The organism is Cupriavidus taiwanensis LMG 19424 (genome assembly GCF_000069785.1).
In the GTDB taxonomy this organism is placed as follows: Bacteria; Pseudomonadota; Gammaproteobacteria; order Burkholderiales; family Burkholderiaceae; genus Cupriavidus; species Cupriavidus taiwanensis.
Genome location: NC_010530.1, coordinates 312,370 through 338,985 on the forward strand (window position 1 = coordinate 312,370; position 26,616 = coordinate 338,985).

General features: G+C 66.5%; 17 protein-coding genes. 6 read left to right on the plus strand and 11 right to left on the minus strand.

The annotated features are described in order from the left end of the window. Positions 1 to 16 precede the first annotated feature (16 nt). The 5 genes from ligD to RALTA_RS17195 all read right to left on the minus strand — a co-directional run bounded on the left by ligD (position 17) and on the right by RALTA_RS17195 (position 7,652). Positions 17 to 2,554 carry a DNA ligase D gene (ligD, locus tag RALTA_RS17175; RefSeq protein ID WP_012355142.1) on the minus strand — a complete coding sequence of 846 codons (2,538 nt, stop codon included), beginning with the start codon at positions 2,552 to 2,554 and terminating at the stop codon, positions 17 to 19. 235 nt (positions 2,555 to 2,789) lie between these two features. Further along, positions 2,790 to 3,971: a cellulose synthase complex periplasmic endoglucanase BcsZ gene (gene bcsZ / locus RALTA_RS17180; protein ID WP_012355143.1), complete on the minus strand. Its 1,182-nt coding sequence runs from the start codon at positions 3,969 to 3,971 to the stop codon at positions 2,790 to 2,792. 186 nt (positions 3,972 to 4,157) lie between these two features. Further along, positions 4,158 to 4,694: a dihydrofolate reductase family protein gene (locus tag RALTA_RS17185; RefSeq protein WP_012355144.1), complete on the minus strand. Its 537-nt coding sequence runs from the start codon at positions 4,692 to 4,694 to the stop codon at positions 4,158 to 4,160. 78 nt (positions 4,695 to 4,772) lie between these two features. Further along, the gene (locus RALTA_RS17190; protein ID WP_041232434.1) at positions 4,773 to 6,386 is read right to left on the minus strand and encodes an ABC-F family ATP-binding cassette domain-containing protein; all 1,614 of its coding nucleotides are present in this window, start codon (positions 6,384 to 6,386) and stop codon (positions 4,773 to 4,775) included. A gap of 243 nt (positions 6,387 to 6,629) precedes the next feature. Next, entirely contained in the window at positions 6,630 to 7,652 is a 1,023-nt protein-coding gene (locus RALTA_RS17195; RefSeq protein WP_012355146.1) for a class I fructose-bisphosphate aldolase, read from the minus strand. Between the two features lie 282 nt (positions 7,653 to 7,934). Between RALTA_RS17195 and ilvD the strand changes: the two genes are divergently transcribed. The 4 genes from ilvD (at position 7,935) to RALTA_RS30305 (ending at position 15,696) form a co-directional block, all read left to right on the plus strand. Next, positions 7,935 to 9,794 (plus strand): dihydroxy-acid dehydratase, encoded by a 1,860-nt coding sequence (gene ilvD, locus RALTA_RS17200; protein ID WP_012355147.1) that lies wholly within the window; start codon positions 7,935 to 7,937, stop codon positions 9,792 to 9,794. A gap of 229 nt (positions 9,795 to 10,023) precedes the next feature. Further along, positions 10,024 to 12,912 carry a type VI secretion system Vgr family protein gene (locus tag RALTA_RS17205; RefSeq protein ID WP_012355148.1) on the plus strand — a complete coding sequence of 963 codons (2,889 nt, stop codon included), beginning with the start codon at positions 10,024 to 10,026 and terminating at the stop codon, positions 12,910 to 12,912. 19 nt (positions 12,913 to 12,931) lie between these two features. After that, on the plus strand, positions 12,932 to 15,109 hold the full coding sequence (locus RALTA_RS29120) for a M23 family metallopeptidase (protein ID WP_012355149.1): 2,178 nt from the start codon (positions 12,932 to 12,934) through the stop codon (positions 15,107 to 15,109). Then, positions 15,109 to 15,696: a hypothetical protein gene (locus RALTA_RS30305; protein ID WP_012355150.1), complete on the plus strand. Its 588-nt coding sequence runs from the start codon at positions 15,109 to 15,111 to the stop codon at positions 15,694 to 15,696. The genes RALTA_RS29120 and RALTA_RS30305 overlap by 1 nt, the downstream gene beginning before the upstream one ends. Positions 15,697 to 15,730: 34 nt before the next feature. Here the strand turns inward: RALTA_RS30305 and RALTA_RS17210 are convergent, their stop codons facing one another. Next, a complete protein-coding gene (locus RALTA_RS17210) occupies positions 15,731 to 16,618 on the minus strand; it encodes a LysR family transcriptional regulator (RefSeq protein ID WP_012355151.1) in 888 nt (295 codons plus the stop codon). A gap of 233 nt (positions 16,619 to 16,851) precedes the next feature. On the opposite strand from RALTA_RS17210, the gene RALTA_RS17215 reads away from it, so the two are divergent. After that, on the plus strand, positions 16,852 to 18,087 hold the full coding sequence (locus RALTA_RS17215; protein ID WP_081479528.1) for an MFS transporter: 1,236 nt from the start codon (positions 16,852 to 16,854) through the stop codon (positions 18,085 to 18,087). A gap of 51 nt (positions 18,088 to 18,138) precedes the next feature. Here the strand turns inward: RALTA_RS17215 and RALTA_RS17220 are convergent, their stop codons facing one another. The 4 genes from RALTA_RS17220 to RALTA_RS17235 all read right to left on the minus strand — a co-directional run bounded on the left by RALTA_RS17220 (position 18,139) and on the right by RALTA_RS17235 (position 24,499). Further along, a complete protein-coding gene (locus tag RALTA_RS17220; RefSeq protein WP_012355153.1) occupies positions 18,139 to 20,430 on the minus strand; it encodes a xanthine dehydrogenase family protein molybdopterin-binding subunit in 2,292 nt (763 codons plus the stop codon). Next, positions 20,431 to 20,901, minus strand: coding sequence for a (2Fe-2S)-binding protein (locus tag RALTA_RS17225; RefSeq protein WP_012355154.1), 471 nt, complete (start codon positions 20,899 to 20,901; stop codon positions 20,431 to 20,433). It lies immediately after the preceding gene. A gap of 115 nt (positions 20,902 to 21,016) precedes the next feature. After that, complete coding sequence (locus RALTA_RS17230) at positions 21,017 to 22,768, minus strand: diguanylate cyclase (protein WP_012355155.1); 1,752 nt, start codon at positions 22,766 to 22,768, stop codon at positions 21,017 to 21,019. A gap of 75 nt (positions 22,769 to 22,843) precedes the next feature. Further along, positions 22,844 to 24,499 carry a mechanosensitive ion channel family protein gene (locus RALTA_RS17235; RefSeq protein ID WP_242405288.1) on the minus strand — a complete coding sequence of 552 codons (1,656 nt, stop codon included), beginning with the start codon at positions 24,497 to 24,499 and terminating at the stop codon, positions 22,844 to 22,846. Positions 24,500 to 24,724: 225 nt separating this feature from the next. Here RALTA_RS17235 and RALTA_RS17240 point away from each other — a divergent pair, with 225 nt between their 5' ends. Beyond that, positions 24,725 to 26,080, plus strand: a complete 1,356-nt coding sequence (locus RALTA_RS17240; protein WP_242405289.1) for a CBASS cGAMP-activated phospholipase — start codon at positions 24,725 to 24,727, stop codon at positions 26,078 to 26,080. Between the two features lie 6 nt (positions 26,081 to 26,086). Here RALTA_RS17240 and RALTA_RS17245 read toward each other — a convergent pair whose 3' ends face one another. Beyond that, entirely contained in the window at positions 26,087 to 26,596 is a 510-nt protein-coding gene (locus tag RALTA_RS17245) for a hypothetical protein (protein ID WP_041232689.1), read from the minus strand. Positions 26,597 to 26,616 lie beyond the last annotated feature (20 nt).

The following is a 26,616-nucleotide window of genomic DNA, read 5'->3' on the forward strand; positions in this document are numbered from 1 at the left end:
TGGGTTGCGCCTGGATTCAGCTTAAGCGTTCGATGGCCTCCGTCAAAGTCTGGCGTGTCTGCCAGTACGACTGCCAGGGGTCCGCCAGCTGGAAGCTCAGGTACTCGCGCGCATCGCGGATAGTCCACTGCGCGCCGCTTTTCAGCCTGGAAAGTTGTTCCCACGACACCGGCATGGACACGCCAAGGCCCGGCCGCGCACGTGCCGAGAACGCGGCGGCGGTGGTCTGCGAGAAGCCGTTGCGCAGGTAATCCACGAAGATGCGCCCCTTGCGGTTGGCGGCGCCGGAGCGGGCGGTGAAGCGCTGGGGCAGCGTGGCGGCCAGGTGCTTGACCGCCGCATGTGAAAACGCCTTCACTTCGTCGTAGGATCGCCGCGGTGCCAGCGGCACGACGACATGCAGGCCCTTGCCGCCGCTGGTCTTGAGCCAGCACTGCAGGCCCAGTTCGTCCAGCAGCGTGCGCACCAGCATGGCGGCTTCCAGCATGCTCTCCCACGCCACGCCTTCGCCGGGGTCCAGGTCGAAGATCACCCGGTCCGGATGGTCGATATCGCGCGCGGTGGAATTCCAGGTGTGGAACTCCACCACGTTCATCTGGGCGGCCGCGACGATGGCTTCGGGCGAGTCGGCGGTCAGCAGGGCCGCGTGGCCGGGCCACAGCGAGACCGGCTGCTCGGTGAGGCCGGGCATGGCCGTCTCGGCATGCTTCTGGAAGAACGTGGGCGCGTCGATGCCCTCCGGCGCGCGCACCAGTGAGAGCGGGCGATCCGCCAGGTGCGGCAGCATCACGGCGGCGACGCTCTCGTAGTAGCGCACCAGTTCCACCTTGGTAATACCTTTGGACCGGTCGATCACCCGCTCGGGATTGGTGACCTTGATGGCGGCAACGCCATGCGGCGTGACCGCGGTCTGCACCGGCTCGCGCCGGATCGACTTGACCGTGTGGTCCGTGCGCAGCCCTTTGAATGACGCGTGGCGAACCTGCCCGTCCGGTGTCCACTCGGTGAACTCCACCTCAGCGACCAGCTTGGGCCGGACCCAGCGGACCACGGCAGGCCGTCGGCCGCCCCAGCGTCCGCTGCCGCGGGCCTCGGTCGCAAACGGACTGTCCTTCACTTTCAATGCCGCCAGGCGCTTGCGCAAGTCCGTGGCGGTGGCACTGTCCCAGCCGGTGCCCACGCCGCCCGCATAAACCAGGGCGCCATCCGCGTAGACGCCCAGATACAGCCTGCCCACCTCGGCGGCGGCGCCTTCGCGGTCCGAGAATCCGCCGATCACGAACTCCTGGCGCAGCTTGCATTTCGCCTTCAGCCAGCTCTGCGTGCGAGCCGAGACATAAGGGGAATCGGCGCGCTTGAAGATGAGGCCCTCCAGGCCGAGCCGGCATGCCGCCTGGAACATCTGCGCAGGCGGGGCGTCGAAGGCTTCGCTGAAGCGCACCCGCTCGGAGCGGCCGGCAACCAGTGCGGCGAGCTTCGCCCGGCGCTGCATCAGCGGCACCTCGCGCAGGTCGCGGCCTTCCCAGTAGGGCAGATCGAAGGCGAAGTACACGATCGCCTCATGGCGATGCCCGTCGATGGCGTTCTGCAACGCGTTGAAATCCGGCATGTCGTCGCGCAGCACGACGATCTCGCCATCCAGCCAGCCCTGCGAGATATCGAGCTTCTCGATTTCCGCCGCCAGCGAGATCAGCCTGCGCGTCCAGTCATGCCCGTTGCGGGTGAACAGCGTTGCCCGGGCATCGTCGATCCTTGCCAGGATCCGGTACCCGTCGAACTTGGTTTCGATGATCCAGCCGGTGCCGGAAGGGAGGGTGGGCGAGAGCGTGGCAAGCTGGGGCCGCAGCTTTGCCGGCAATGGCGCGCGCGGCGCATGCCGCATGGCTTGGTCCGGATCATCCTGGTCCGGGACGCCGGAGGCCTCGGGCACGGCGCCCAGCGGCCTGGCGATGACGCTGTCGGGCAGCGCGGCCAGGACATCGAATTCTGCCAGCGGACGCGCCCAGGCGTCGCGCTTCTTGAAGAGTATCCATTGCTCGGACCTGTCGTCCGGTTTGGCGATGCGCACCAGTTCCCAGCGACCCGTCAGCTTTTCGCCGTGCAGGTCAAAGACCAGCTTGCCGGCGGCCATGCCGTCATGCGGGTCGCCCACCGGCGTCCACGTGCCGCGGTCCCAGACGATCACCGACCCGGCGCCATACTGGTTCGGCGGGATCTCGCCTTCGAAGCCGGCATAGTCGAGCGGGTGGTCTTCGACATGGACGGCGATGCGCTTCTCGGCCGGGTCGTAGCACGGTCCCTTTGGCACCGCCCAGCTGAGCAGCACGCCGCCGAGCTCGAGCCGGAAATCGTAGTGCAGGCGCCTGGCCCAGTGCTTCTGGACGACGAACCGCAGCGGCCCCGCTTCCTGGCGCGGCCGGGGCGGCGCTGCCTTTCCGCTGGGTTCGGGCGTGACGCCGAAATTCCTCTTCTTGCTGTAACGCTCGAGGCCGCCAGCGGGCGCCGTGCCGCCATGCCTGGCGGCGACGGTAGCGCGGGGCTTGCGGCCTGCCATGGCAATGCCCGGTGTGGTTGCGGGGATCAGCGGACCCGGGCGCGCGCGCAGGGCACCCACGCCGCGGCGTGACCCGACCCATCGAGGGATACGACGTGGAGGTGCTGTCCGGCCATGGCGGTCTCCCCGGAGTGATGCGGCCAGTCTGCGCGCGCACGCGGACGCGGACTATCGGAAGCCGTCTGACAAGATGCGCGGCGAAGTGCATCTTGCGACAGGCGCGAGCCTTGCGCTATCACCTGTCGAGCTGGCCCGACGCGGAGAACCGGTAGCGCCCTTCCATAAACCCAAGCCCGAACAGGCCCAGCACCGTGTCATAGTAGGTCGGGCCGCCTGGCCCCGGCGGTGCGCCCACAATCTTCTGCGCACGTGCCATCTGGGTGGCCAGAGCGGGCGAGCCAGCGGCCTGCAGGAACGGCAGCAGCGCGGCGGAGAAAGCGGGCGGTCCGATGCCTTCGACCTTGCCGCTTTCGGCGTACATCTTCTCCGGCGGTGCCGCACGCCCTGCCAGGCGCGCCGCATTGGGCAGCAGCGCCTGCATGATCGCGCCCCACGTACTGTCTTGATCAGGCGTCATGCCAGCCCACAGGTAGACCCGCACGGCGTCATAGCTGCTGACGTCTCCCTTGACCGGATCGCGCACGAATCCCTGCCGGCGCCCCCCGACGCGGTAGGCCGACCAGTCCGGCACGATGCCGGCATGGGACACCGCGCCGATCAGCCTGGCCACCTGTGCGGCCAGCTTGTCCCACGGGCCGGACGGGTCGAAGGCGGCGAGCCGGCGCAGCAGCGGTACCGGCAGATAGCTGGCATTGAGACGCCAGCGGCGCGAGCCGTCGGGGCCATCGTCGATAAACCCTTGCGGACCGGGCAGCAGCATCGGGCCGAAGCCGGGCAATGTCACCACCTCCTGCGCTGCCACCCGCCGCAGCAAGGCACGTGCCGCGTCAGCGTAGGAAGGGGCTTGCCACAGGCGCGCCGCCTCCGCCAGCGCGAACGCGAACCACAGGTCGGCATCGGCAGCCGGATTGCGGTCCAGCACGCCCCACGTGCCGTCGGCGCGCCGGCCCCACTGCCATGCCGGCAGCTTGTCGTCCAGGCGACCATTGCCAAGGTGGGCGACGCTCCAGCGCCACAGACGGTCGAACGCATCGCGGTCATCGGCGACCAGCGCGAACACCATGCCGTAGGACTGGCCCTCGGAGGTGCTTTGCAACGTGGGCGTGGAGTAGTCGATGACGCGCCCATCCGCCTGCACGAAGCGTTCCAGAAACTGCCGGTAGAGCGGCCAGCGGGATGCGCGCCGCGTGGCAGGCGGCGCGTGGGCGCGCGTCTCGGTGGGCCATGCGGCGGTCAGCGCGCTGGCGCCGAGCGCGCAGGCATAAGTCACGTAACGGCGGCGGGTTTGGTCGGTCATGGCGAACGGGGGCCGCCCATCGCGGCGCCCGGTTTCCGCAGAGTTTATGTCACAACGCATTCAGGCCGGCGGGCGGCGCCAACCCTTTCCGGCTCCCGCTTGAGTTTCATTTCGATCGAGCATGGTGTTCCCGGCAACTGCGGAATTCGAGCCTCATAACGCGGGGCGCCCCGACCCGTCCTGGGCTCAGCGCAGCACGCGATAGGACGACTGCACCAGTCCCGAGGGGAAGTGATGGCTCGACTCGAGCTTCAGGCTCACGTCGCCCGGCAGCGCGCCGAACAATGGCCTGCCTGTCCCGATCAGCACCGGCACCGTGGTGACCACCATGTCGGCGATCAATCCGTCGCGAAGGAAGGACTGCACCACCTGGCCGCCATCGACGTAGACGCGCCGCACGCCTTCCGCCTCCAGTTGCGCCATCGCGTCCGCGGGCGTGGCCTCCGAGAATCGCACCTTGCCTTGCAAGGCCTCGGGCACCGGCTTGCCGGCCAGTTGCCGGGATAGCACCACCACCGGACGGTCGTAGGCCCATTCGCCCATCGTGATGATCTTTTCATAGCTGCCACGGCCCATCACGATCGCGTCCTTGTCGGCGATGAAGGCTGTGTAGCCATGGTCTTCAGCGGGGTCATCGCGCTCCAGGAGCCAGCCGATGTCGCCATCGGGGCGGGCGATGAAACCGTCAAGGCTGGTGGCAATGAAGACGTGTCCGGTGATCATGGAGATTCCTCTTGTTCTGTCGGCATCGAAATGGACCTGCAGGGGCGCATTGTAGGTCCACAAGTCAAGGTGCCGGCATCACCATGGCTGCATGCGCCAGCCTTGTTCCGTCGCCACCAGCCGGTCCGTCAGGCCAAGGTTGTTCATGAACGCATCGTCGTGGGACACCACGACCAGCGCGCCCCGGTAGCCGCGCAACATGGCTTCCAGCGCCTGTGCCGAAGGCAGGTCCAGATGGTTGCTGGGCTCATCCAGCAATAGCAGCTGCGGAGGCGGATCGGCATACAGCACGCACGCCAGCGCCGCCTTGAGCCGCTCGCCGCCGCTGAGCGAGCCGCCGGGCACGGCAATCTTCCCGCTATCCAGGCCAAGGTGCGCAAGGCGCGTGCGCAGATCGCCTTCGCGAGCCGTCGGGTTTGCCGCCAGCATCTGCTCCAGCACGGTTCGCCGCGGGTCCAGGTTGGCCAGCCGCTGGTCCAGGTAGATGCCTTCCACCAGAAGCCTGCATGTGCCGGCCACAGGCTGCAGCTGACGCGCGAGCACCTTGAGCAAGGTCGACTTGCCGCTGCCATTGGGGCCGACCACACCCATGCGCTGCTGCCCCGTCAACGTGAGGCTGAGCTGGCGCGTGGCACCCTGGACCAAGGGCAGCGCCACGGCCTCCAGTTCCGCGACACGTTTTTGCGAAGCCAGCGCAACCGGCAGTTCATGCACCACGATGACCTGGTCGTTTCCAAGCCGCTGCGCGGCCTCGCGCACGCGCTCGGCCAGTTCAAGCCGGGTCTCGGCATGCTGCTGGCGCAGCTTGCCGGCCGAACTTTCGCTGCGTTCCTTTTGCCGGCCCAGCAGGATCCTGGCCTGGTTGGCCTCTTGTCCCTGCCGGTTGCCGCGGGCCTGGCGCCGCTCCAGGCGTTCGCGTTGCTCGCGCAGGGACTGCTCTTCGCGCCGGCGTTCGAGCTTGCGTTGTTCCAGTTGCTGGATCGCGGCCTGCCGCTCGCGCTCCTTGCATTGCGCGTAGAAGGTGTAGTTGCCCCCATAGCTGCGCAGCCCCAGCGAAGACAACTCGACGACGCGCGCCATTGTGTCCAGCAAGTGCCGGTCATGGCTTACCACCAGCAGACCGCGCGGCCAACGCTGCAGTTGCTCGATCAGCGCCTGCTGGTTCGGCCGGTCAAGGTGATTGCTGGGCTCGTCCAGGATCAGGAAATCGGCATCCGACAACAGGGCGCCGATCAGCGCGACGCGCATGGCTTCGCCACCGCTGAGCACGCTGGCAGGCGTCGCGGCATCGAGATGGTCCAGGCCATTGCGCACCAGTTCGTCCTGCAACCGCAGGCGTACATCCCAGCGCTCGCCCACCGCATCGAAATCTTCGGGCGCGCTGCTGCCCGCCTCGATGCGTTCGAGCGCATCGAGTGTGGCCTGCGCACCGGCCAGGCCTGCCACCGTAGCGCCAGGCGCAGGCGATATCTGCTGGTCGAGGTAGTACACGCTCCCGGAGCGCGTGCAGCGCCCGCTGGCTGGCTGCAATTGTCCGGCCAGCAAGCGCGCCAGCACCGTCTTGCCGGCGCCATTGCGCCCGACCAGGCCGGTGGCACGCTGGTCGAACTGTTCGGTGAGGTCGGAGAAAAGCGTCCTGCCGTCGGGCAGAACATAGGACACGCCTTCCAGCGTGAGACAGGGTTGCGTCATGTGTCGATTCCAAGGATGCCAGGGACTCCCCCTGCTCATGGGGGGTAGGTGGGAGACTGGCCGTCATGAAGACGGCGGCATCAATGGCGCATGACGAGTACCTCGGTGATGGGGCTGGCCGCAATGTTAAAAGCATCCGCGGCGCGGCGCAATCTTGCGCAACGCGTACGGACGCTTGGTCAGGCGTCGTGTGGACGCTGGCCGCGCGTCTACGCCCGGCGGGCATAGGCGCAGCGGCAGCCTTCAGCTGGCGGTGCTTTCCTGCGCCGCGTCATATTTCCCCAGGCACGCCATGCCATTCAGCCGCGACCGCAGCAGCAGCGCCTGTTGCGCCTGCGCGGCGTTGGCGGCGTCGCCGCGCCAGGCCAGCAGGGGCGGTTCCTGCAGCGCGCGCCCGTAGGAGAAGGACAGCCGCCATGGCAGCGGCGCCAGGCGGTTCATGGCGTCGAGGTTGGCGGTGGCTTCGCTGGGAGTCTGTCCGCCGGACAGGAAGAAGATGCCCGGCACCGCCGCGGGCACGGTGCGCTTGAGCACCTGCACGGTGTGCATCGCGACCTCCGACGGTGGCGCGTGGCCGGCATCCTTGCCCGGCAGCACCATGCTGGGCTTGAGCAGCATGTGTTCCAGTGCCACACCGTAGCGGTGCAGGGCGTGGAAGACTTCATGCAGCACGGCCTCGGTCACCTGGGCGCAACGAGCCATCGAGTGGCCGCCATCCATCAGCACTTCGGGTTCGACGATCGGCACCACGCCGGCCTGCTGGCAGATCGCGGCGTAGCGGGCCAGCGCTTCGGCGTTGGCCTGCACGGCGGCGAGACCGGGGAGGGTGTCGGACACGTTGTAGACCGCGCGCCACTTGGCAAAACGCGCGCCTTGTTGCCGGTAGGCGGCCAGCCGCTTGCCCAGGCCGTCGAGGCCCTCGGTGATCTCGTCGCCGGGAGCGAGCGCCAGGGCGAGCTTGCCCTTGTCGACCTTGATGCCGGGCACGATGCCCTGGCGCGCGGCCAGTTCGGGCAAGGGCGTGCCGTCGTCCGCGCTCTGGCCCAGCGTTTCCTCGTAGAGGATCACGCCGCTGATGAACTCGCCCAGCCCCGGCGTGCCCAGCAGCAGTTGCCGCCATGCGCGCCGGTTTTCCTCGCTCGATTCCACGCCGATACGCTCGAACCGCTTGGCGATGGTCGGCCCGCTCTCGTCGGCGGCCAACAGGCCCTTGCCCGGCTGTGCCAGGGCATCCACGGTGGCTTGCAGTTCACTTGATGTGTCCATGACGTTGCTCCGCGCAGGTGACATAAGCGCAAGCATTTCCCCGAAACGGCGATCGCGCAAGGGCGTCGGGCGCAAAGGGCGCGTGCCCATGGTGGCCGTCCGAACATTGCGCCCGGTTCTCGCGTGCCGGACGCCACGGGCGGGGCGGCATATCGTGCCCGGCCGGCTGTGGGATAATTGCCGCTTTGCCCACGGCGCAGCTCAAGAGGTTGATCGCACGGGCATGCCAGGGCCCTTATTCCCGCGGCCCGCTTCCTACCGCGATACTTCTAAAGCAAGACCATGCCCACATACCGTTCCAAAACCTCCACCGCCGGCCGCAACATGGCGGGGGCGCGCTCGCTGTGGCGCGCCACCGGCATGAAAGACGAAGACTTCTCCAAGCCCATCATCGCCGTGGTCAACTCCTTCACGCAGTTCGTGCCGGGGCACGTGCACCTGAAGGACCTGGGCCAGCTGGTTGCGCGTGAGATCGAGGCCGCGGGCGGCGTGGCCAAGGAGTTCAACACCATTGCGGTCGACGATGGCATCGCCATGGGCCACGATGGCATGCTGTATTCGCTGCCCAGCCGCGACATCATTGCCGACTCGGTCGAATACATGGTCAACGCGCACTGCGCCGACGCCATGGTGTGCATCTCCAACTGCGACAAGATCACCCCGGGCATGCTGATGGCAGCGATGCGCCTGAACATCCCGGTGATCTTTGTCTCGGGCGGGCCGATGGAAGCCGGCAAGACGCGCCTGGCCAACCCCGTGACCAAGGCGATGGAGTTCAAGAAGCTGGACCTGGTCGACGCCATGGTGATCGCCGCCGACAGCGCGTATTCCGACGCCGACGTGGCCGAGGTGGAGCGTTCCGCCTGCCCGACCTGCGGCTCTTGCTCGGGCATGTTCACCGCCAACTCCATGAACTGCCTGACCGAGGCGCTGGGCCTGTCTCTGCCCGGCAACGGCACGGTGGTGGCCACGCACGCGGACCGCGAGCAGTTGTTCAAGCGCGCCGGCCGCCGCATCGTCGAACTGGCGCGCCAGTACTACGAACAGGAAGACGCGCGCGTGCTGCCGCGCGCGGTAGGCTTCAAGGCGTTCGAGAATGCCATGACGCTGGACATCGCCATGGGCGGTTCCACCAACACCATCCTGCACCTGCTGGCGATCGCGCGCGAGGCGGAAATCGACTTCGACATGACCGACATCGACCGACTGTCGCGCGTGGTGCCGCAGCTGTGCAAGGTTGCGCCCAACACCAACAAGTACCACATCGAGGATGTGCACCGCGCCGGCGGCATCATGGCCATCCTGGGCGAACTGGAGCGCGCCGGCAAGCTGCACACCGACGTGCCCACCGTGCACGCCCCCACGCTGAAGGACGCCCTGGCGCAGTGGGACATCACCCGCACCCAGGACGAGGCCGTCAGGCAGTTCTACCTGGCCGGCCCGGCCGGCATCCCGACCCAGGTCGCGTTCAGCCAGAACACGCGCTGGCCCAGCCTGGACCTGGACCGCGCCGAAGGCTGCATCCGCTCCTACGAGCACGCCTTCTCCAAGGAAGGCGGCCTGGCGGTGCTGACCGGCAACATCGCGCTCGACGGCTGCGTGGTGAAGACCGCCGGCGTCGACGAAAGCATTCTGGTGTTCGAGGGCACCGCCCACGTCACCGAATCGCAGGACGAAGCGGTCGAGAACATCCTCAACGACAAGGTCAAGGCCGGCGACGTGGTGATCGTACGCTACGAAGGGCCGAAGGGCGGCCCCGGCATGCAGGAAATGCTCTACCCGACGAGCTACATCAAGTCCAAGGGGCTGGGCAAGGCCTGCGCGCTGCTGACCGACGGCCGCTTCTCCGGCGGCACCTCGGGCCTGTCCATCGGCCACTGCTCGCCCGAAGCCGCGGCCGGCGGCGCCATCGGCCTGGTGCAGGACGGCGACAAGATCCGCATCGACATTCCCAACCGCACTATCAACGTACTGGTCTCCGACGAGGAACTGGCACGCCGCCGCGAAGCGCAGAACGCCAAGGGCTGGAAACCGGCCAAGCCGCGTCCGCGCAAGGTGTCGGCGGCGCTGAAGGCGTATGCCAAGCTGGTGATGTCGGCGGACAAGGGCGCGGTGCGGGATTTGTCGTTGCTGGATGATTGATGCGAGGGGCGGGCTGGATGCCCGCTTGCGTCAAGGGGAAGCCGCTCTTTGGAGCGGCTTTTTTTGTCAAGCGAAGCCGGGCAGACGCCCTCATGATGGTTTCTTTAATCTGATAAAAACATATATAAATATCATTTAATACATTGCTGATGGGATTCCGTGCCGTTTCGGGGCAGATTCGCATGTTCGCCCATCGGCGATTGCGCTGCTGCCCTGGTTGGACGGGAAAATGGACCTTGCCACGCTCTATCAGCATCTTTTTTCTTCGCACCATCGCTTGTACTGGCTGGACGGCAGCTCGCCGGTCGAAGAACTTGCCGTCGAAGCCTGGATCGGCCGGGAAGGTGTCTCGATGCTGGCGGAATCACGCATCATCGCGCTCAGCGCCAATGCCGGCATCCCGCTCGACAGCTTGCTTGGACAGCGAGTCACGCTGGTTACCGCACTGGCGGGTGGAAGGCAGTCACGCCGCACCGGCTTGATCCGCCAGGCCGAGAAGCTTGGTGCCGACGGCAGCCTCGCGCGCTATCGCCTGACCGTGATCCCCTGGCTGTGGCTGACCACGCAGCAGCGCCACAGCCAGGTGTTTCAGAACCGCACACTCGACAGCATCATCGAATCCGTTCTGCAGGACTATGCGCCATATGCCCACTGGCGCTATGCGGCCGGAGCCGAAGCCCGCATCGCCGCGTTCGGAGAACGCGACCACATCGCGCAATTCCGCGAGACCGACTACCAATTCTTGTCGCGCCTGCTGGCTGAGGCCGGCCTCGGATATACCGTCGTGGAAGACGACGAATCTCCCTTCGGCCATGCCGTGTTGATCTTCGCCGACAGCGCGCAATTGCCGGAAGACCCCGAATCGGCGGCTGGCGGCGGTATCCGCTACCACCGCGCGCATAGCCAGGAATCGGCTGACGCGATCCAGCAGTTGATCTGTGAGACGCGTGCCGCGGTCGGCGGCGTGGCAGTGAGCGCCTGGGACCCCGAAGTAAAGCGCGCGATCCGGGCGCACGCGCCGGCGCGCTACGGCGTCTTTTCCGGCCGAGCTGTGAGCCCGGATCCCTATTTTTCAGTGAGCCTGTCGCTGGCGCCGGACACGGCCAGCGCACAGCGCGTCGCCGAACAGGTGATGGAGGCGATCGAAGTCCGCGCACAGGTGTTTACCGGCAGCGCCTCGGTGCGCTCGCTGCGTAGTGGCACCCGCCTGACCGTCACGGATTGCCCGCATCTGCCGCCACAGCAGGACGATACGGCAGGGTATCCGCTGCTGCTCGATGCGGTGGAGCACTGCGGCATCAACAACCTCGCCGTGGAAACGCGTGCCGCGCTCGCCGACCGGATCGGGCCGCTGGAAGCGGCGTTGTGCTTCGAGTTGCCGCCGCCGGCACCGGATGCCACGGCGACCTCCGCCGGTCTGATGAGCAGCGTCTTCGACGACGCGGCCGAGCGGCTGGTACCGACCAAATCCCTGCGGTCGGCCGCACGGGAACACGGCTATGCGGCGCTCTTTCGTGCCTTCGATGCGCGCCGCCCATGGCGCGCCGCTGTGCTGGAGGGCGATTGTCCGCGCCTCTATAGCCGAGCTACCCCGCTGGGCGCCCATACCGCAATCGTGGTCGGCCCGGACGGCCAGACCCAGGCCGATGGCAGCGCCGAACACCACGCCAGCCCACGCGGGCAAATCCGCGTGCGCTTCCCGTGGCAGCGCGGCGAGCGCGCCGACGACCGCAGCAGCCGCTGGATCCGCGTCGCGCAACGGCAAGCCGGGACCGGCATGGGCTGGCAATGGCTGCCGCGCATCGGCCAGGAGGTGCTGGTCAAGTTTGCGGACAACGATATCGACCAGCCGTTCGTGATCGGCGCGCTGTACAACGGCCAGGGCGAAGCTGGCATCGTCCCTACGCCGGGCGGCAAGTCGATGGCAGCCACCACCTTCTCCCAGCCCTATGACGCCAGCGGCATCTATGCGATGGGCTCCGACACGCAGCCGAGCGCACAGGGCAATCTGGCCGGCGGCAACAGCCCGGCGTGGCACGGCATGAGCGCTGACGCGGATGGTCATCGCAACGCCGCCGCGCTGACCGGGTTCAAGAGCCAGGAGCATGGCGGCAAGGGCTACAACCAGCTGGTGTTCGACGACACGGATGAGCAACTGCGCACGCAACTCGCCACGACGGAACAAGCCACGCAGCTCAATCTCGGCCACGTGATTCACCAGCAGGACAACCGCCGCGGCAGTTTCCGGGGCCAGGGGTTCGAGCTGTGCACCGATGGCTACGCCGCGGTCCGTGGCAGGGCTGGGCTGCTGTTGACGACCTATCGCGATGCCGTCACCGGCCACGTGCTGCCGACCGGCGACAACGCCGCCGGTATCGCACTGCTGCGGCAGGCGGGCGATCTGGTCCGGACGCTCAGCGATGGCTCCGTCACGCACCAGACCCGAGCCCTGTCGACCGGGACGGGCGACGAGGCGCCGCTTGTGAAGCAAGCCAAAGCGGCAGCCGGCATGGTCGATGGGCAATCGCTCGAAGCGGCAAGGGCGGATGCGGCTGGCGGCAATACCAGCACGCCGGGAAAGGTGCCGCATCAGGGCGAGCCAATGGTCCACCTCAACGGCAGGGCTGGCGTCGCTATGGTGGCGGGCCAGGACTTGCAAATCGCCAATGGGGAAAGCGTCGTGCTCGCCAGCGGCCAGGACAACAATGTCGCCGTCGCGGGACAAGGCCGTGTCCATGCGGGACAGGCGATCGGCGTGGCCGCAGGCTTGTCTTCGGCCGGCGACGGCAACGTCGGCATGCAACTGACCGCAGGCCAGGGCGATATCGATCTCCAGGCGCAGCACGATTTGCTGAAGCTGGCGGCGCGAGAGGACCTGACCATTGTGTCGGCCAACATGAATGTGGACATTGCCGCGGCCAAGCGGATTCGCATCGCGACCGCGGGCGGGGCAGCCATCACGATTGAGGGCGGCAATATCACCTTCGAATGTCCGGGGCCGATTACCTACAAGGCGGCGCAGAGGAAGTTCGAGGGGCCGTCAAACACCAACCGAGACCTTCCCCAAGTTCCCGATACGCCATCTTCTCTCGACGACGACTATCCGTTCTCCATTTGATCGACAGTGTAGGTGCCCAATGCTGATAAGTCCTCCCTTTCTGCCACCACGAGTCGACAGCCAAACCGAGGAGCAATGGCTGGAAGCCGCCATGTCGGGTGGCGAGCCGGGCGACGGTGGCTATCCGGTGAGCTATAACCTGGGATGGCATGGTGGCGTGCATTTGCAAGCTCCAGCTCGTGGCAACGCAGGAATGGAACCTGTGCGCGCGATAGCCGACGGGGTGGTCGTTTACCGCCGCGGCTCCAGCGAGCCGCCCGAAGCGCCGGCACCGGATGCTCCGCTGAACTATGGTGGCCGAACGAGCGACGGTGTCGTTGTCGTCCGCCATGAAACAGAAATTGGAGCGGAATTTCAGCAAAATATTCCAACGCGAGTAATTTTTTTTTCCGTATACATGCATCTGCACACGGTGCGCAGCACGGTACGGCAGGGTCGGCAGATTCTTCGAAAGGATGAGATAGGGCAGGCGGGTTACATCAAAGGTCAGCCGGGTCGCATTCATCTTGAGATCATCTGTGATGACGCGAATTTAATAAAACTTGTTGGAAGGGGTAGTGGGTTTGTCTCGAAAATTAGCGATGGCCGTAGCGATGCCGTGTTTGGTGAACTCTATTTTTATTTGGCCGAGACTGTTCGGGTGTATCCGCAACGTCCGCCGCTGAATCGGCCCTCGCCTTCAGACGGTTCACCGTTGGGCGAAAACCTGTTTGTCGGATTGCGATACGCGGAGGGCGACGGCATGCAGTACAAGCGCGGGCATGCGTACGTGACAACGTATCGACAATCCGGTACTCCACTAGGCACTGCCCTGATTGAGCCAGATGCCGAGTACAACCTCTACCGTGATGCAAACAGTATTAGTGATGCGTACCCTGCTAACGCGCGGCCTGCACCGAGCGCAGTGTATGAACTTCTGCGCTTTGGACGGATAGTCGGCCCTGATCCGCTTGTTCCTGCAGACGTACCACACTGGCGGCAGATTCGTACGCCCGCCGGTACGGGTTGGGTCAATCTAAACGCTCAGGGAGTCCGCAAGTTCAGCGATGCTGACTTCCCCCACTGGCGAGGTTGGCAACTGATCGAAGATACCGCCGATGGAAATAGCCTGTGCAATGCACCTGAAATTCTTGGTCCGGCGGATTTCAATAGGGATGGATCGATCACTGCCGACGAAGCTCACACACGTTTGATCGCCCCGGAAGTTAAGGCATTTCTGAGACGCTTGATCTGCAAATTTCCGACTGAATGGGATGCGACTGCAATAGATGCCAGTTGGGGATGGTTGAAGACGAGAAGCCCCGCCAATCAGAATCCAATGACAGATCGTCAGTTTGATAGATTGCGCGGACATATCGAGGCGCTCGCGTTTTGGAAAGAAGCCAATCTTCAGATTCCTCAACTTAATGCGGATGGTCAAATCACAGGAAGTGAAGCGCTAGCGAGGACGCATTGGCATTTCGATCCGCGCGAGTTCGTTCGGATATTTAGAAAGTGTGGATGGATGAGTCCTCTGGAATTTTCGTTGGTTTACACGGATGCTTATCAAAAGAAGATCGGGTCACGACTTGATACGGCGAGAAATGCGCTAAGCCATGAGGTACGAGAACGCTACCGGACTCAACTTAACAAGGTTGTTAGGAAATATCATTTGAATGCTTCTAGCTATCGTCTGGCTCACTTTCTCGGGCAGGGTGCAGAAGAGTCCAGGACCTTGACGCTGATGTTCGAACGGAGAAGCGAAGCGAGTTGCAATCAGCTGTACAGTGGGAGATTGGGAAATGATCTTCTGGGAGATGCCTTTAGATACCGTGGAAGAGGAATGAAACAATTGACAGGTAAATATAATTACACCGAATATTGGGTGTACCGCGGGTGGATAGCTAGAGAATCTTTTGACAGAAGCTGGTGGGAACGGCGAGGAGTGGTTCGGAGGCCAGTCATCAGCAATCCAGATGTGCTGGCTACTGATGACTATGCGGTTATTGATGCAGGTGGTTGGTATTGGGCTGCGTCCCCTCATCGCGGAGAGCCCCATATGCTCAGCTCAATTAATCGGATGGTAAATTCGGGACGCCCTACGCGAGAGAATGTTCGGATGGTTACGCTTGCCATCAATGGCGGTGAGACCGGTCTCGATAATCGCGAATTCCACACGGATAGAATTTATCGTGTGGTTGGTGATGAGGTGTATTAATGAAAAGGACGCTCGCCCTGGTGCTATTAATGACGACGGGACTCAGCAATGCTGGTGCGTTGCCTGATGTAGTCATGTTCACTGGAGATTCGATACAAGTAGAGGTCCCTACTCGAGACTATACGAGGGTTGCCGAAAGCATATCGGCTGCTGGGTCCGATGCCGAGCATAGGGGCGTGTTGTTCGATATCGTGCTGACAAGGCGGCGCCCATTAGGAGGCAACGAATCTGACACCGGAACCGTTTGCCGTAAAACCATTGCGGTTTGCCAATCGATCGGCCGGGGAGTGGTGCCTTATTGGCTTGATGTCAACGGTATTCTGCGCATTGGGAGCGCCACCGAGATTGTGCGGGAGATTTCGCTCTCGGGACGGCCTGCTTTCGAAGCGTTTCACCTATGTGCTTGGAATCAAAACGGCGTGAACATGCCGGTTGGAGGGCAATGTTATACATTGGTCCTGCCGCTCGAGAACAAAGTGGTGAGCCTTAGTTTTTTGTTGGGGCGGAATGTTGGTTGCCAGAAGTATGAAAGGTGCTGGCGCCAAGAACTGAAGAAGGCCCGGTGGATTGCCGGCAGGGTCAACTAATAGAGAAGTCTCTGTAAGCGTCAGTACGTCACCCCTACCCCCGCAACACCTGCACCACCAACGCAAACGCCGGCGACGGCTGCCGCCTGCTCGGGTAGTACAAATGGTAGCCATTGAACTTCGGACACCAGTCCTCCAGCACGCGCACCAGCCGGCCGGCTTCGATATGCGGCATCAGTTCATCCTCGGGCAGCAGCGTGATCCCCAACCCGGCGAGCGCCGCGTCCACCTGCGGCTGCGTGGTATTGAAGATCAGCGGCCCGTCCACGCGCACGTTCACCTGGCGGCCGCGCCGCTCGAAGTCCCAGACGTATAGGCCCCCGGAGGTGGGCATGCGCTGGTTGATGCAGCGGTGCGCCATCAGGTCTTTCGGGGTCTTCGGCGGCGGATGGGCGGCGAAGTAGGCGGGCGATGCCACCACCGCCATGCGCAGCGGTGGGCCGATGGGTACGGCGATCATGTCCTTGTCGATGGTGTTGCCCAGCCGCACGCCGGCGTCGAAGCGGTCTGCCACGATGTCACGGAAGCCGTAGTTGACGTCGAACTCCAGCTTGATGTCCGGATATTCCTGCAGCAGCGGCGTGAGCCTGGGCAGCAGGATGGTGTGCAGCACGTTGTCGCCGCAGGTGATGCGGACCGTGCCGGCGGGCTTGTCGCGCAAGGCGGTCAGGGCATCGAGCTCGGCCTCGATTTCGTCGAAGCGGTGGCCGATGGCCTGCATCAGCCGTTCGCCCGCCGCGGTGGGCGAGACGCTGCGCGTGGTGCGGGTCAGCAGCCGGATCCGCAGCCGTTCCTCCAGGCCGCGCACGGCCTGGCTCAGCGCTGACTGCGTGACGCCCAGCGAGGCGGCGGCCCGCGTAAAGCTGCCTTCGCGCGCCACCGTCACGAAAGCCAGCAGGTCGTTGAGATTGCGTCGGACCATGCGTCGGACTCCATCGGCATATTGATTAGTGCTACTTATAACCTCTTTAAGCACTCATTAGCTAGTCACGGGCGCGTCCACGCGCGAAGATGGGTGCGACGAAGAGGCCGGGAACCCGGCTTCGCCCATTGCCGCTTCCGGCACATTTTCCCGCATACCGCGCTCGGGCCACGCAGCTCAGGATGATCAAGGAGCCGCGCGGGGTCGTGCGCGTATCCAGATCTTCCAACTGCATGACAACCCGACTCTGTGACGCCCCCGTGGGCGCGACCCTCCCTGCGCACGATGCCGAACGCCAGCCCGCCCATTGGGGTGGCGTGTTCGCGATGACGCTGTGCGTGTTTGCGCTGATTGCCTCGGAATTCATGCCGGTCAGCCTGCTGACGCCCATGGCCGCCGACCTGCATGTCACCGAAGGCCGGGCGGGCCAAGGCATCGCGATCTCCGGCGCCTTTGCGGTGATGACCAGCCTGTTTATCGCCGCGCTGGCGGGCAGCATGAACCGCAAGACGCTGCTGCTGGGGCTGACGGCACTGATGGCCGTCTCCGGCGCGGTGATCGCGCTGGCGCCCGACTACCTTGCGTACATGGCGGGCCGTGCGCTGATCGGCGTGGTCGTCGGCGGCTTCTGGTCGATGTCGGCGGCGACGGCGATGCGACTGGTTCCGCCGGGGCAGGTGCCGCGCGCGCTGGCAATCTTCAACGGCGGCAACGCGCTGGCCACGGTAGTGGCCGCGCCGCTGGGCAGCTACCTGGGCGCGGTGATCGGCTGGCGCGGCGCGTTCTTCTGCCTGGTGCCGGTGGCGCTGATCGCTTTCGCGTGGCAGTGGGTCAGCTTGCCGGCGATGCCGGTGGCGGCGCGCGGCAGCGGCTCAGTCAATGGCTCAAGCAACGGCTTGCGGCTGCTGCGCCAGCCGCCGGTGGTGCTGGGCATGCTCGGTGCCAGCGTTTTCTTCATGGGGCAGTTCACGCTGTTCACCTACGTGCGGCCGTTCCTCGAGACGGTGACGCGGGTGGATGCGTCGTCGCTGTCGCTGATCCTGCTGGTGATCGGGATTGCGGGGTTCATCGGCACCATGGCTATCGGCGCGGCGCTCCGGCGCGGGTTCTACGCCACCATGGTGGCTATACCGGTCTTGATGGCCGGGATTGCGTTGGCGCTGATTGCATTCGGTGGCCAGACTGCCGCGACGGTCGCGTTGCTGGGACTGTGGGGGTTTGTGGCCACCGCGGCGCCCGTGGGTTGGTGGGCCTGGGTCGCCAGGACCTTCCCGAACGATGCCGAGGCCGGTGGTGGCCTGCTGGTGGCGGTGGTCCAGCTTGCCATCGCGCTGGGCTCTACCGTCGGTGGCCTGCTGTTTGACCGCGGCGGTTATCAAAGCACCTTCGTCGCCAGCGCGGCGCTGCTGGGGGTCGCCGCATGGCTGACCTGGCTGACCGCGCGCGCCGCAGCGGCGCGGGCCGCCTGACGCGCATCGCGTGCACGGCGGACCGCCGCGACCATGGTCGCGGCGCCTTGCCTATGCCACCTTGCGCACCGGCAGGCTGCGCACGCGCTTGCCGGTGGCGGCGAAGATCGCATTGCAGAGCGCGGGCGCAACGGGCGGCACCGGCGGCTCGCCCACGCCGCCCGGCGGCAGGTCATGGTTGTCGTTGACCAGGTGGGTGCGGATCACGCGCGGCGAGGCATGGTGGCGCAGCACTTCGTAATCGTGGAAGTTGCTCTGCAGCACGCGTCCCTTGTCGAAGGTGATCTCGCTCGCCAGTGCCAGGCTCAGGCCCATGATGGCGCCGCCTTCCATCTGCGCCCGGATGCGGTCCGGGTGGATTTGCGGGCCGCAGTCCATCGCCATGTCCACTGACACCACGCGCACCTCGCCCTTCGTATCGACCGCCACCTCGACCACGGTGGCGGTGTAGCTCATAAAGCTGTAGCAGAACGCCAGGCCCAGCCCGTGGCCCTTGGGCAGCTTGCGGCCCCAGCCCGCGCCGCGGGTGGCGGCCTCGATCACCCCGCGCAGGCGGCCGGTGTCGTACGGATAGCGTTCGGGCGATTCGGTGTAGTTCCAGGTATCGGCCAGCGTGCCAGGGTCGATCTTGCGCGCGGGTCCGATCAGGTCGAGTGCGAACTCCCGGTGGTCCTTGCCGGCGCGGTGCGCCAGCTCGGCGATAAAGCACTGGGCTGCGAACGCGTGCGGAATATTGGCCACCGAGCGGAACCAGCCGATGCGCGCATGCGCCGGCACTTCGGCGGTTTCCACGCGCACGTTGTCGATGCGGTAGGGCATGTTGATCGCCGACATGGCCGACTCGAACATCTGCTGGCCTTTCGCGCCCTCGGTGAACAGCGAGGCGATGGTCGGCGCGGCGCTGCGGTGCAGCCACGACTTGACCTGGCCCTGCCTGTCGACGACAGCCTCCAGGCGCTCGGCCGAGACCGTGTGCAGGTAGTCGTGGCGGATGTCGTCGTCGCGCGTCCAGACCAGCTTGACCGGCGTGCCCTCGGGCATCGCCTGCGCGACGATGGCGGCCTCGTCGACAAAATCCGGCTTGGACTTGCGGCCAAAGCCGCCGCCCAGCAGCAGCACGTTCACCCTGACGTTGCCGGGCTGGAGCTCCAGGCGTTTGGCCACGGCCGCCTGCGCGGCAACCGGGTTCTGGATCGAGGTCCAGACCTCGGCGCTGCCGCCCCGGATCCGCACGGTGGCCACCGGCGGCTCCATCGACGCGTGGGCCAGGTGCGGCACGTAGTAGTCGGCGGCAAGGCGCTCGGCGGGCGGCGCCTGGTCCCAGGCGCGCTGCGCATCGCCCTGGTTGCGCACCGCCTTGCCCGGCGCACGTGACGCGGCCTCGAGCGTGCGGCGATACGCCACAGATTCGTAGCCGCCGTTGGGGCCGTCGTCCCATTCGATTTCCAGCGCGGCGCGGCCCTGCATGGCTGCCCAGGTATTGCGCGCGACCACCGCCACGCCGCCCAGCGGCTGGAAGGCGGGTGCGCCCTGGAAGGCGGGGATTTCCACCACCTTCAAGACGCCGGGCAGCGCCAGCGCCTTGCGGCTGTCCACCCGGCGCAGCTTGCCGCCCACCACGGGCGGGCGCGCCACCACGGCGTACACCATGCCGGGCAGGCGCAGGTCCATGCCATAGGTGGCGCGGCCCGTGCCGATGGCTTCCTGGTCGACTGGCCGTACCGCGTTCTTGCCGATATAGCGGAACCCGGTTCGGGGCTTGAGCCGCAGCGCATCGCCCTTGGGCACAGGCTGGCGCGCTGCGTCGGCGGCCAGCTCGCCGAAGCCGAGGCGGCGTCCGCTGGGCTGGTGAACGACTTCGTGCTGCACGGCCCGGACCTCGGACACCGGCACGGACCAGCGCGAAGCTGCAGCCGCTTCCAGCATGTGGCGCGCCGCCGCGCCGACGCGCCGCATCGGCATCAGGAAATGCCGCACGCTGCGCGAGCCGTCGACGTTCTGGTTGCCGTAGCGGGTCTCGTCGGCTTCGGCCTGGACCACCTTGACGCGCTCCCAGCGGGCCTCCATCTCATCGGCCACCATCATCGGCAGGCTGGTGCGCACGCCGGTGCCCATCTCGGCGCGATGGGCCACGATGGTGACGGTACCGTCCGCGCCAATCGAGACGAACGCCAGCGGGTCGTCCACGGTGCCGCCAGGCATGCTGTCAGCACCAAACTTCTTCGGGGCCGGATCCGCGGCGCGGGCGACGGTCACCAGGCCGCCGCTGGTCACGGCCAGCGTCATCAGGCCTAGGCTGCCGCGCAGGAATTCGCGGCGCGAAAGTCGAGCAATCCCGTCCATTTACTGGCCTCCTTGCGCCAGGCGGCCGGCCGCCTGCCGGATCGCGGCACGGATGCGCGGATAGGTGCCGCAGCGGCAGATGTTGCCGCTCATGGCTTCGTCGATCTGCCGGTCGGTCGGCGCCGGCGTGGTCTTGAGCAGGCTGACCGCGGTCATGATCTGCCCGGCCTGGCAATAGCCGCACTGGGCCACGTTATGCTGGATCCACGCCTGCTGCACTGCCTGGCCTACGCGGTCGCTTTCCATGCCTTCGATGGTGGCGACGGATCGTCCCGCGACGGCCGACACCGGCGTCACGCAGGCGCGGATCGCGGTGCCATCCACGTGCACGGTGCAGGCGCCGCACAGCGCCATGCCGCAGCCGAACTTGGTGCCGGTCATTCCCAGTTCATCGCGCAACGCCCACAGCAGCGGCATCTCGCCGGGCACGTCGACGTCCTTGGGCTGGCCGTTGACCTGGAATCTAGTCATGGGGAAACTCCTTGTGAAGACCATGGCACGGTGTCATGCCGATGGGCGCGGTTGCGCGGCTCGTGTCAGGCCAACATTGTCGTCAAGATCGCCGTGCTGGATTGATTAGTACGGCTTATAGGCCCTTTAAGTTCCGGTGATGCGAGGCAACGTTGCCCGACTCATGCGCCACCACCTGGTTGCGGCCGTTGGCCTTGGCTGCATACAGGCGCCGGTCGGCGGCCATCAGCAGGGCATCGAGACTGCCCGGCACGCCCGGCGCGCTCCCGGCCACGCCGAACGAGGCGGTGAAGCGCATGGGCTCGTTACAAAGCGCATCGGCTGCCGGATCGCAGCGCAGCCGCTCCAGCCTTTGCCTCAGGTTCCCGGCCACCGCGGCGGCATCGTCGACGCCGGTCCCCGGCAGCAGTACCGCGAATTCCTCGCCGCCAAGCCGCGCGGGCAGGTCGTCCTTGCGCACGCCGCTGCGCAGCGCGGCAGCCACCGCGCGCAGCACCACGTCTCCGCTGGCATGTCCCCAGCGATCATTGATGGCCTTGAAATGGTCGATGTCCAGCATCACCACGGCGATTGGCCGCTGTTCCGCCGCGCAGCGCGCCGCTTCGGCCGCGAACCGCGCGGCGAAGACACGGCGGTTGGCCAGCCCGGTCAGCGCGTCGGTTTCCGCCAGGGTGCGCAGCGCCTCGCCGCGCGCCAGATAGTGCCGGAACAGGCTGTGCACGACCGCGAGCGTGGCACAAAGCAGGATGCCCAGCGCGGCCGCGCCCGCGCCAATGACGCCGCTCAGCCGTGCGGCGCCGGCCAGCCACAGCTGGTTCACCGGAATCTCGTCGACCATCGCCAGCCCGCCATTGCGGAGCCGGCGGAACATCAGGTCGTTGCCGCCGCCGCTCACGCTGGTCAACAGGCCGGCATCGGCGTGGAAGACCGCGTCCAGCGTCGCGGCTGGCCATGGCCCGGACAGCGCCGCCTGCATGGTTTCGCCGGCGCGCACATTGCGCGCGCTGGCGCCGATCAGCCTGCCTTCCCGGTCGACCAGGTAGCTGCTGGCGTCGGGGAAGGGGGCGGCGCTGAGCTGGTCATCCAGACTGCGCTGGGGCAGTTCGAGGATGGCCACGCCCCGCAAATCGCTGCCGGCATAGACTGGCACGCTCAGGAACAAGGAGACCTGGTCGCGCTCGGACGTGGCCGGCGCGATGCGCCATTGCACCTGTCGGCCAGGGTTGCGTGCGGGCAGGCTGTCGTGGAAGTAGGGGGCGGCGGCAAGGCGGTGCACGGCCGGTGCGACCTGCTGTGGCGGAATCGAGGGGTAGGCCGTCAGCACGCCGTTGCGCGAGACATAGGCGATGCGCCGCCGTATCCCGGATTCCTGCGGCGCCGCGCTCAGCAGATGGCTGAGCGAGCGCGCCACGTCTACGTCGGCCGCGAGCCGCGCTTCGTTCCGCTCGAAGCCCTCCAGCCCGCTCAGCGCCGCGGCGCCAACGCCGTACACCGCCGCCGCGTCATGCGCGGGCACCGGCCACACCGGCTCGTCGCGACGCGCCAGCGTGGCGCGCAGCGCTGCATCCGGCCTGCCAGGCGTGCTTGCCTGGATCTGCAGCAGGTGTTCCGCGAAATTCCGCACACCGAGCAAGCGCTCGGCCTCGCGTTGCAGCAGCGCATCCATGCTCTGCGCGCGCACCGCCTGCATATGCCGCAGGGTTTCGATCTCGCGGTCCTGCGACAGCTGCAGCCCCCGCCACAGAAGCAGCACGAGCAGCATGACGGACAGCGAGAACGACGCCACGACGAAGCGGTGCGGCCGGCTGGCCAGCAGCTGCCAGGCGTGCCCGGATAACCGATGGAGCGTCGGCAAGAGGCGGGTCATGCTGGCGCCGGCATGGGCTTTTGCCGCGGCTGCGCGGACGCCGGCATCAGCATCCGACCGCAGTGCGCAGGCGCTTCAGCCCTCGCCGCGCTGCTGTGTGGCTGGCGTGGCGGGGGATGCATGCCATTGGTCGGCCGGCACCGTCACCGGCTCCTTCGGTTGCAGCACGAAATGCGGCGACATGATCTGGACGTTGTGGCGATTGAACTCGTCCTGGATCGCCGCGTGCAGCGTGGACAGGGCGAAGAAGCGGCGGCGCGGGTCTTCGATGGCGAAGAACAGCTCGTATTCGACGTAGAAGTCCGACAGCCCGCGCTGGAGCACGAAGGGCGCGGTGGCCGGGTCCAGCCCGGGCACTTCGCGCACGGCATTGAGCAGCATCGCATGGACCTGGCGCCACGGGGTGTCATAGCCGATCGTCACCGCCGTAGACAGCAGGGCCGCGCCGCCCTGGTGGATGTCGCCGGAGCGCGAATAGTTGTGGACGGCGCTGCCGACCACGACGGCGTTCGGCAGCGTCACCTGCTCCCGGCGCAGGTTGACCAGCCGGACCGACAGCGGACCCAGGCTCTCGACCCATCCCACGGTATCGCCGATGCTGACCATGTCGCCCACGCGCAGCGCGCGCGCATACACCAGCACCATGCCGCTCATCAGCTGGTTTACGACATTGGCCGAGCCAAGGGTCAGCATGAAGCCGAGCAGTACGGAAACGCCCTTGAACACGTCGCTCTGCGACCCGGGAATGTAGGGATAGGCAAAGGTAAAGCCCAGCGCCCATACCAGCACCGTGGCCAGGCGGCGCGTCGCGGGCACCGTCTCCGGATGCAGGCCGGGCACCGTGAGGTTGCCGCGCTCGGTGGCCGTGAACACGCTCGACACCACCGCCTGCACGCCACGCGTGATGAACAGGATGATGGCGACCACCAGCACGCCCGGAATGGCGCCGACCGCGGCGCTGCCGATGCCTTCCAGCAGCCGCCACAGGTAGGCGCCCATGCGCTCGCCCAGCGGGTGCGTCAGCGGAAACTGCAGCAGCGCGAATTCCAGCCAGACAAAGGCCACCAGCGCGAACAGCGCCACCGCCAGGATGCGTACGATGCGGTCGGTCAGCTGGTAGAGCGCGGCGGTCCAGTCGAAGCCGTTTGCGGTGCGCGCCTTCAGGTGCCGCTGCAGCGAGGCGTCCACCACGCGCCCCAGCAGGCGCCGGGTCTTCGTCAGCGCCCAGCCCAGCAATACCGCGACCGCCAGCGCGCCGCCAGCGCGCAAGGTGCCGCGAATCAGCGTGGGCCAGTGCTGTTGCTGGCGGCGGGCGGCGACGGCATGGCCGACGTGATCGACCGTCTGCCGGACCAGCGCCTCGAGCGAGGCGGCCTTGTCCTCGGGATCGCGGTCACCTTCCACCACGGCCAGCAGCAGCCGCTCGCCGATATAGATGGCTTCGCCGTGCTGGCCGGCAAGCTCCCCCGGGCTGGTGCGCACGGGCTGGCGCAGGTCGGACGGGGTCAGGGCTTCGAAGCGGTCGTGCGCGCGCCGGGCGCGCACTTCCGGCGTGACGCCTGCGAGCGTTGCGCGCAGCACCACGATCGGGCGATTCATCAGGCGGACTTCGGCCGGCGCGGCTTCTGCTTCGGCGGCGGGATCGGGCGCGGCCCGGGCCGCGGCGATACCGAGCCACAGCAGGATGGCCAGCGCCAGCAGCCGCCGCATCAGCAAGAACACCATCGTCATCCGACGCTCGTGGGGTTTGGGAAACGGCGGTGCCACCGCCGCGTGCGTTCCCCATCCATGCGGGCCGGGGACAGAGTTGCATGCATGGTTACAGCTTGCGTTTTATCGCGGAAGTGAAATTTTTCGGCGGCGAGCTTTAGAAAAATCGGTGGCTGCGCCGTGGCGCGCCGGGTAACTGTCGGGGCTGGAACCGGTACGCGGGACGACGGCCGCATTCGCGCGGGCATGTTGCTGTTGTGGGGCGTCGCCGCGACCGTGCGCAATCTGCTGGCCGGCCGCCAGGTGGCCCGCTTCGAGCGCTCAGGTGGCGACCATGCCGTCGTGCAAATCAGAATGAAATGCCGTCTAATTGCCTGCGTGGCCGGCCCACCGACCCCGCGGCGTTGCTGTCAAAACAGGCTGTCGTCGCCTAGTATGGATGCGCATGGCACTCGGCCGGTCCGCGTTTTCACCAGGCCTCGACGTGGGCTTCCGGCCGTGCCACGGCAGTTCTACGTCTGCAGGAGGGAATCCTTGGACGAGTCGGCTCCGGACCGTTTCCAGATCCTCGCGCTCTCGGGCGGCGGCTTTCGCGGTCTGTACACGGCCAGGCTGCTTGCCGATTTCGAGGAGGAGATCGGCGCCCCGATTGCGACCCGCTTCGACCTGATCGCCGGGACCTCGATCGGCGGGGTCATTGCGCTGGCCCTGGCGCTGGAGCTGCCGGCCAGCCGCATCGTGGATCTGCTGACGCGGCACGGCGAGCAGATCTTCCAGCGGCGCTGGTCGCTTGCCGGCATCTGGCGCGCCCCGTTCGGCTCGCGCCGCCTGCTCGAGCTGCTTGGCGCCGAGCACCTCTTCGGCGACCGCCTGCTGGGTGCCTGCGCGCATCGGGTGGTCATACCCGCCATCAACTATTCCACCGGCCGGCCGCAGATCTTCAAGACGCCGCATCACGTCAATTTCAAGCGCGACCACAAATTTCGCATCGTCGATATCGCGATGGCAACCAGCGCCGCGCCGGCCTACTTCGCGCGCTATACGTTCAACCATAACCAGTTCGTCGACGGCGGGCTTTACGCCAATGCCCCGGGCCTGCTGGCCGTGCACGAAGCGCAATACTCGCTGCTTCGGTCTCCCGCCGATGTGCACGTCATGGCGATCGGAACGATGTCGTCAAAATTCACCGTGAACCCGCGCCGCAATCGCGAGGGCGGCACCTACGACTGGGGCGGCATCAATCCCGCCAACATGCCCAGGCGCTTGTTCGGCCTGTCGATATCGGTCCAGGAAGCGCTGAGCGACTTCATGCTGTCGCACCTGCTGCCCGGGCGCTACGTGCTGGTCGACGATGATCTCACCGACCAGCGCGCCCGTGCGGTCGGCATGGACAAGGCCGACCAGGCGGCCAGGGAGGTGCTGCTGGGCGCGGCCTCGGAGCGGTCGAAGATCTGCATCGGCAGCCGGGAGTTCCAGCCGTTCCTGCGGCATCTCGCGCCGGCGCCGACGTTCTTCTACGGCGAGAACGAGAATGCGGCCACGTTCTCGCGCCGGCTCCCAGGGGGCACGGCGCGGGTGCACATGGTGTCGCCGACGCGATAGCGCAGCTTATGCAAGCGCGTGGAAGGGGCGCCGAAAGCCGGCCGGCGCGATGTCAGGCACAGGTTGAGCCGCCGCGGGCGGGGCCGGCGCAGCAAGCGGCAGGTCCAGCAGTGCGCGCACGTCCCGTTCGATTGCCGCGAGCGAGGCGGAGCGGCACAGGGTGCGGGCAAAGCGCGCGTCCAGGCCTGGCGGCAGGCGCAGCCACATGTTTTCCGAGATCAGCAGCAGGCGCCGCGGCCTGAGCACGAGGCTGGCCAGCCGCAGCTGGTTCCAGCCCGCGGCAAGGTCCGGGGGCATGCCGAACACCAGCAACGCCGGTGCCGGCAGGCGCAGGTTGCGCGCCGCCAGCGCATCGGTCTCCAGCGCTTCCACCTGGCCAATGCCCGGTATCTCGCCGAGCAGGCGCGACACGCCGTGCCGGTACATGGGCATGTCGTCGATGACCACGGCATGCGCCGCGCGGCCGTCTTCCAGCACCTGCGACAGGGCCGGCGTTCCACGGTGAGTCCAGCTCATCTCTACCTCCATTTGTCTGG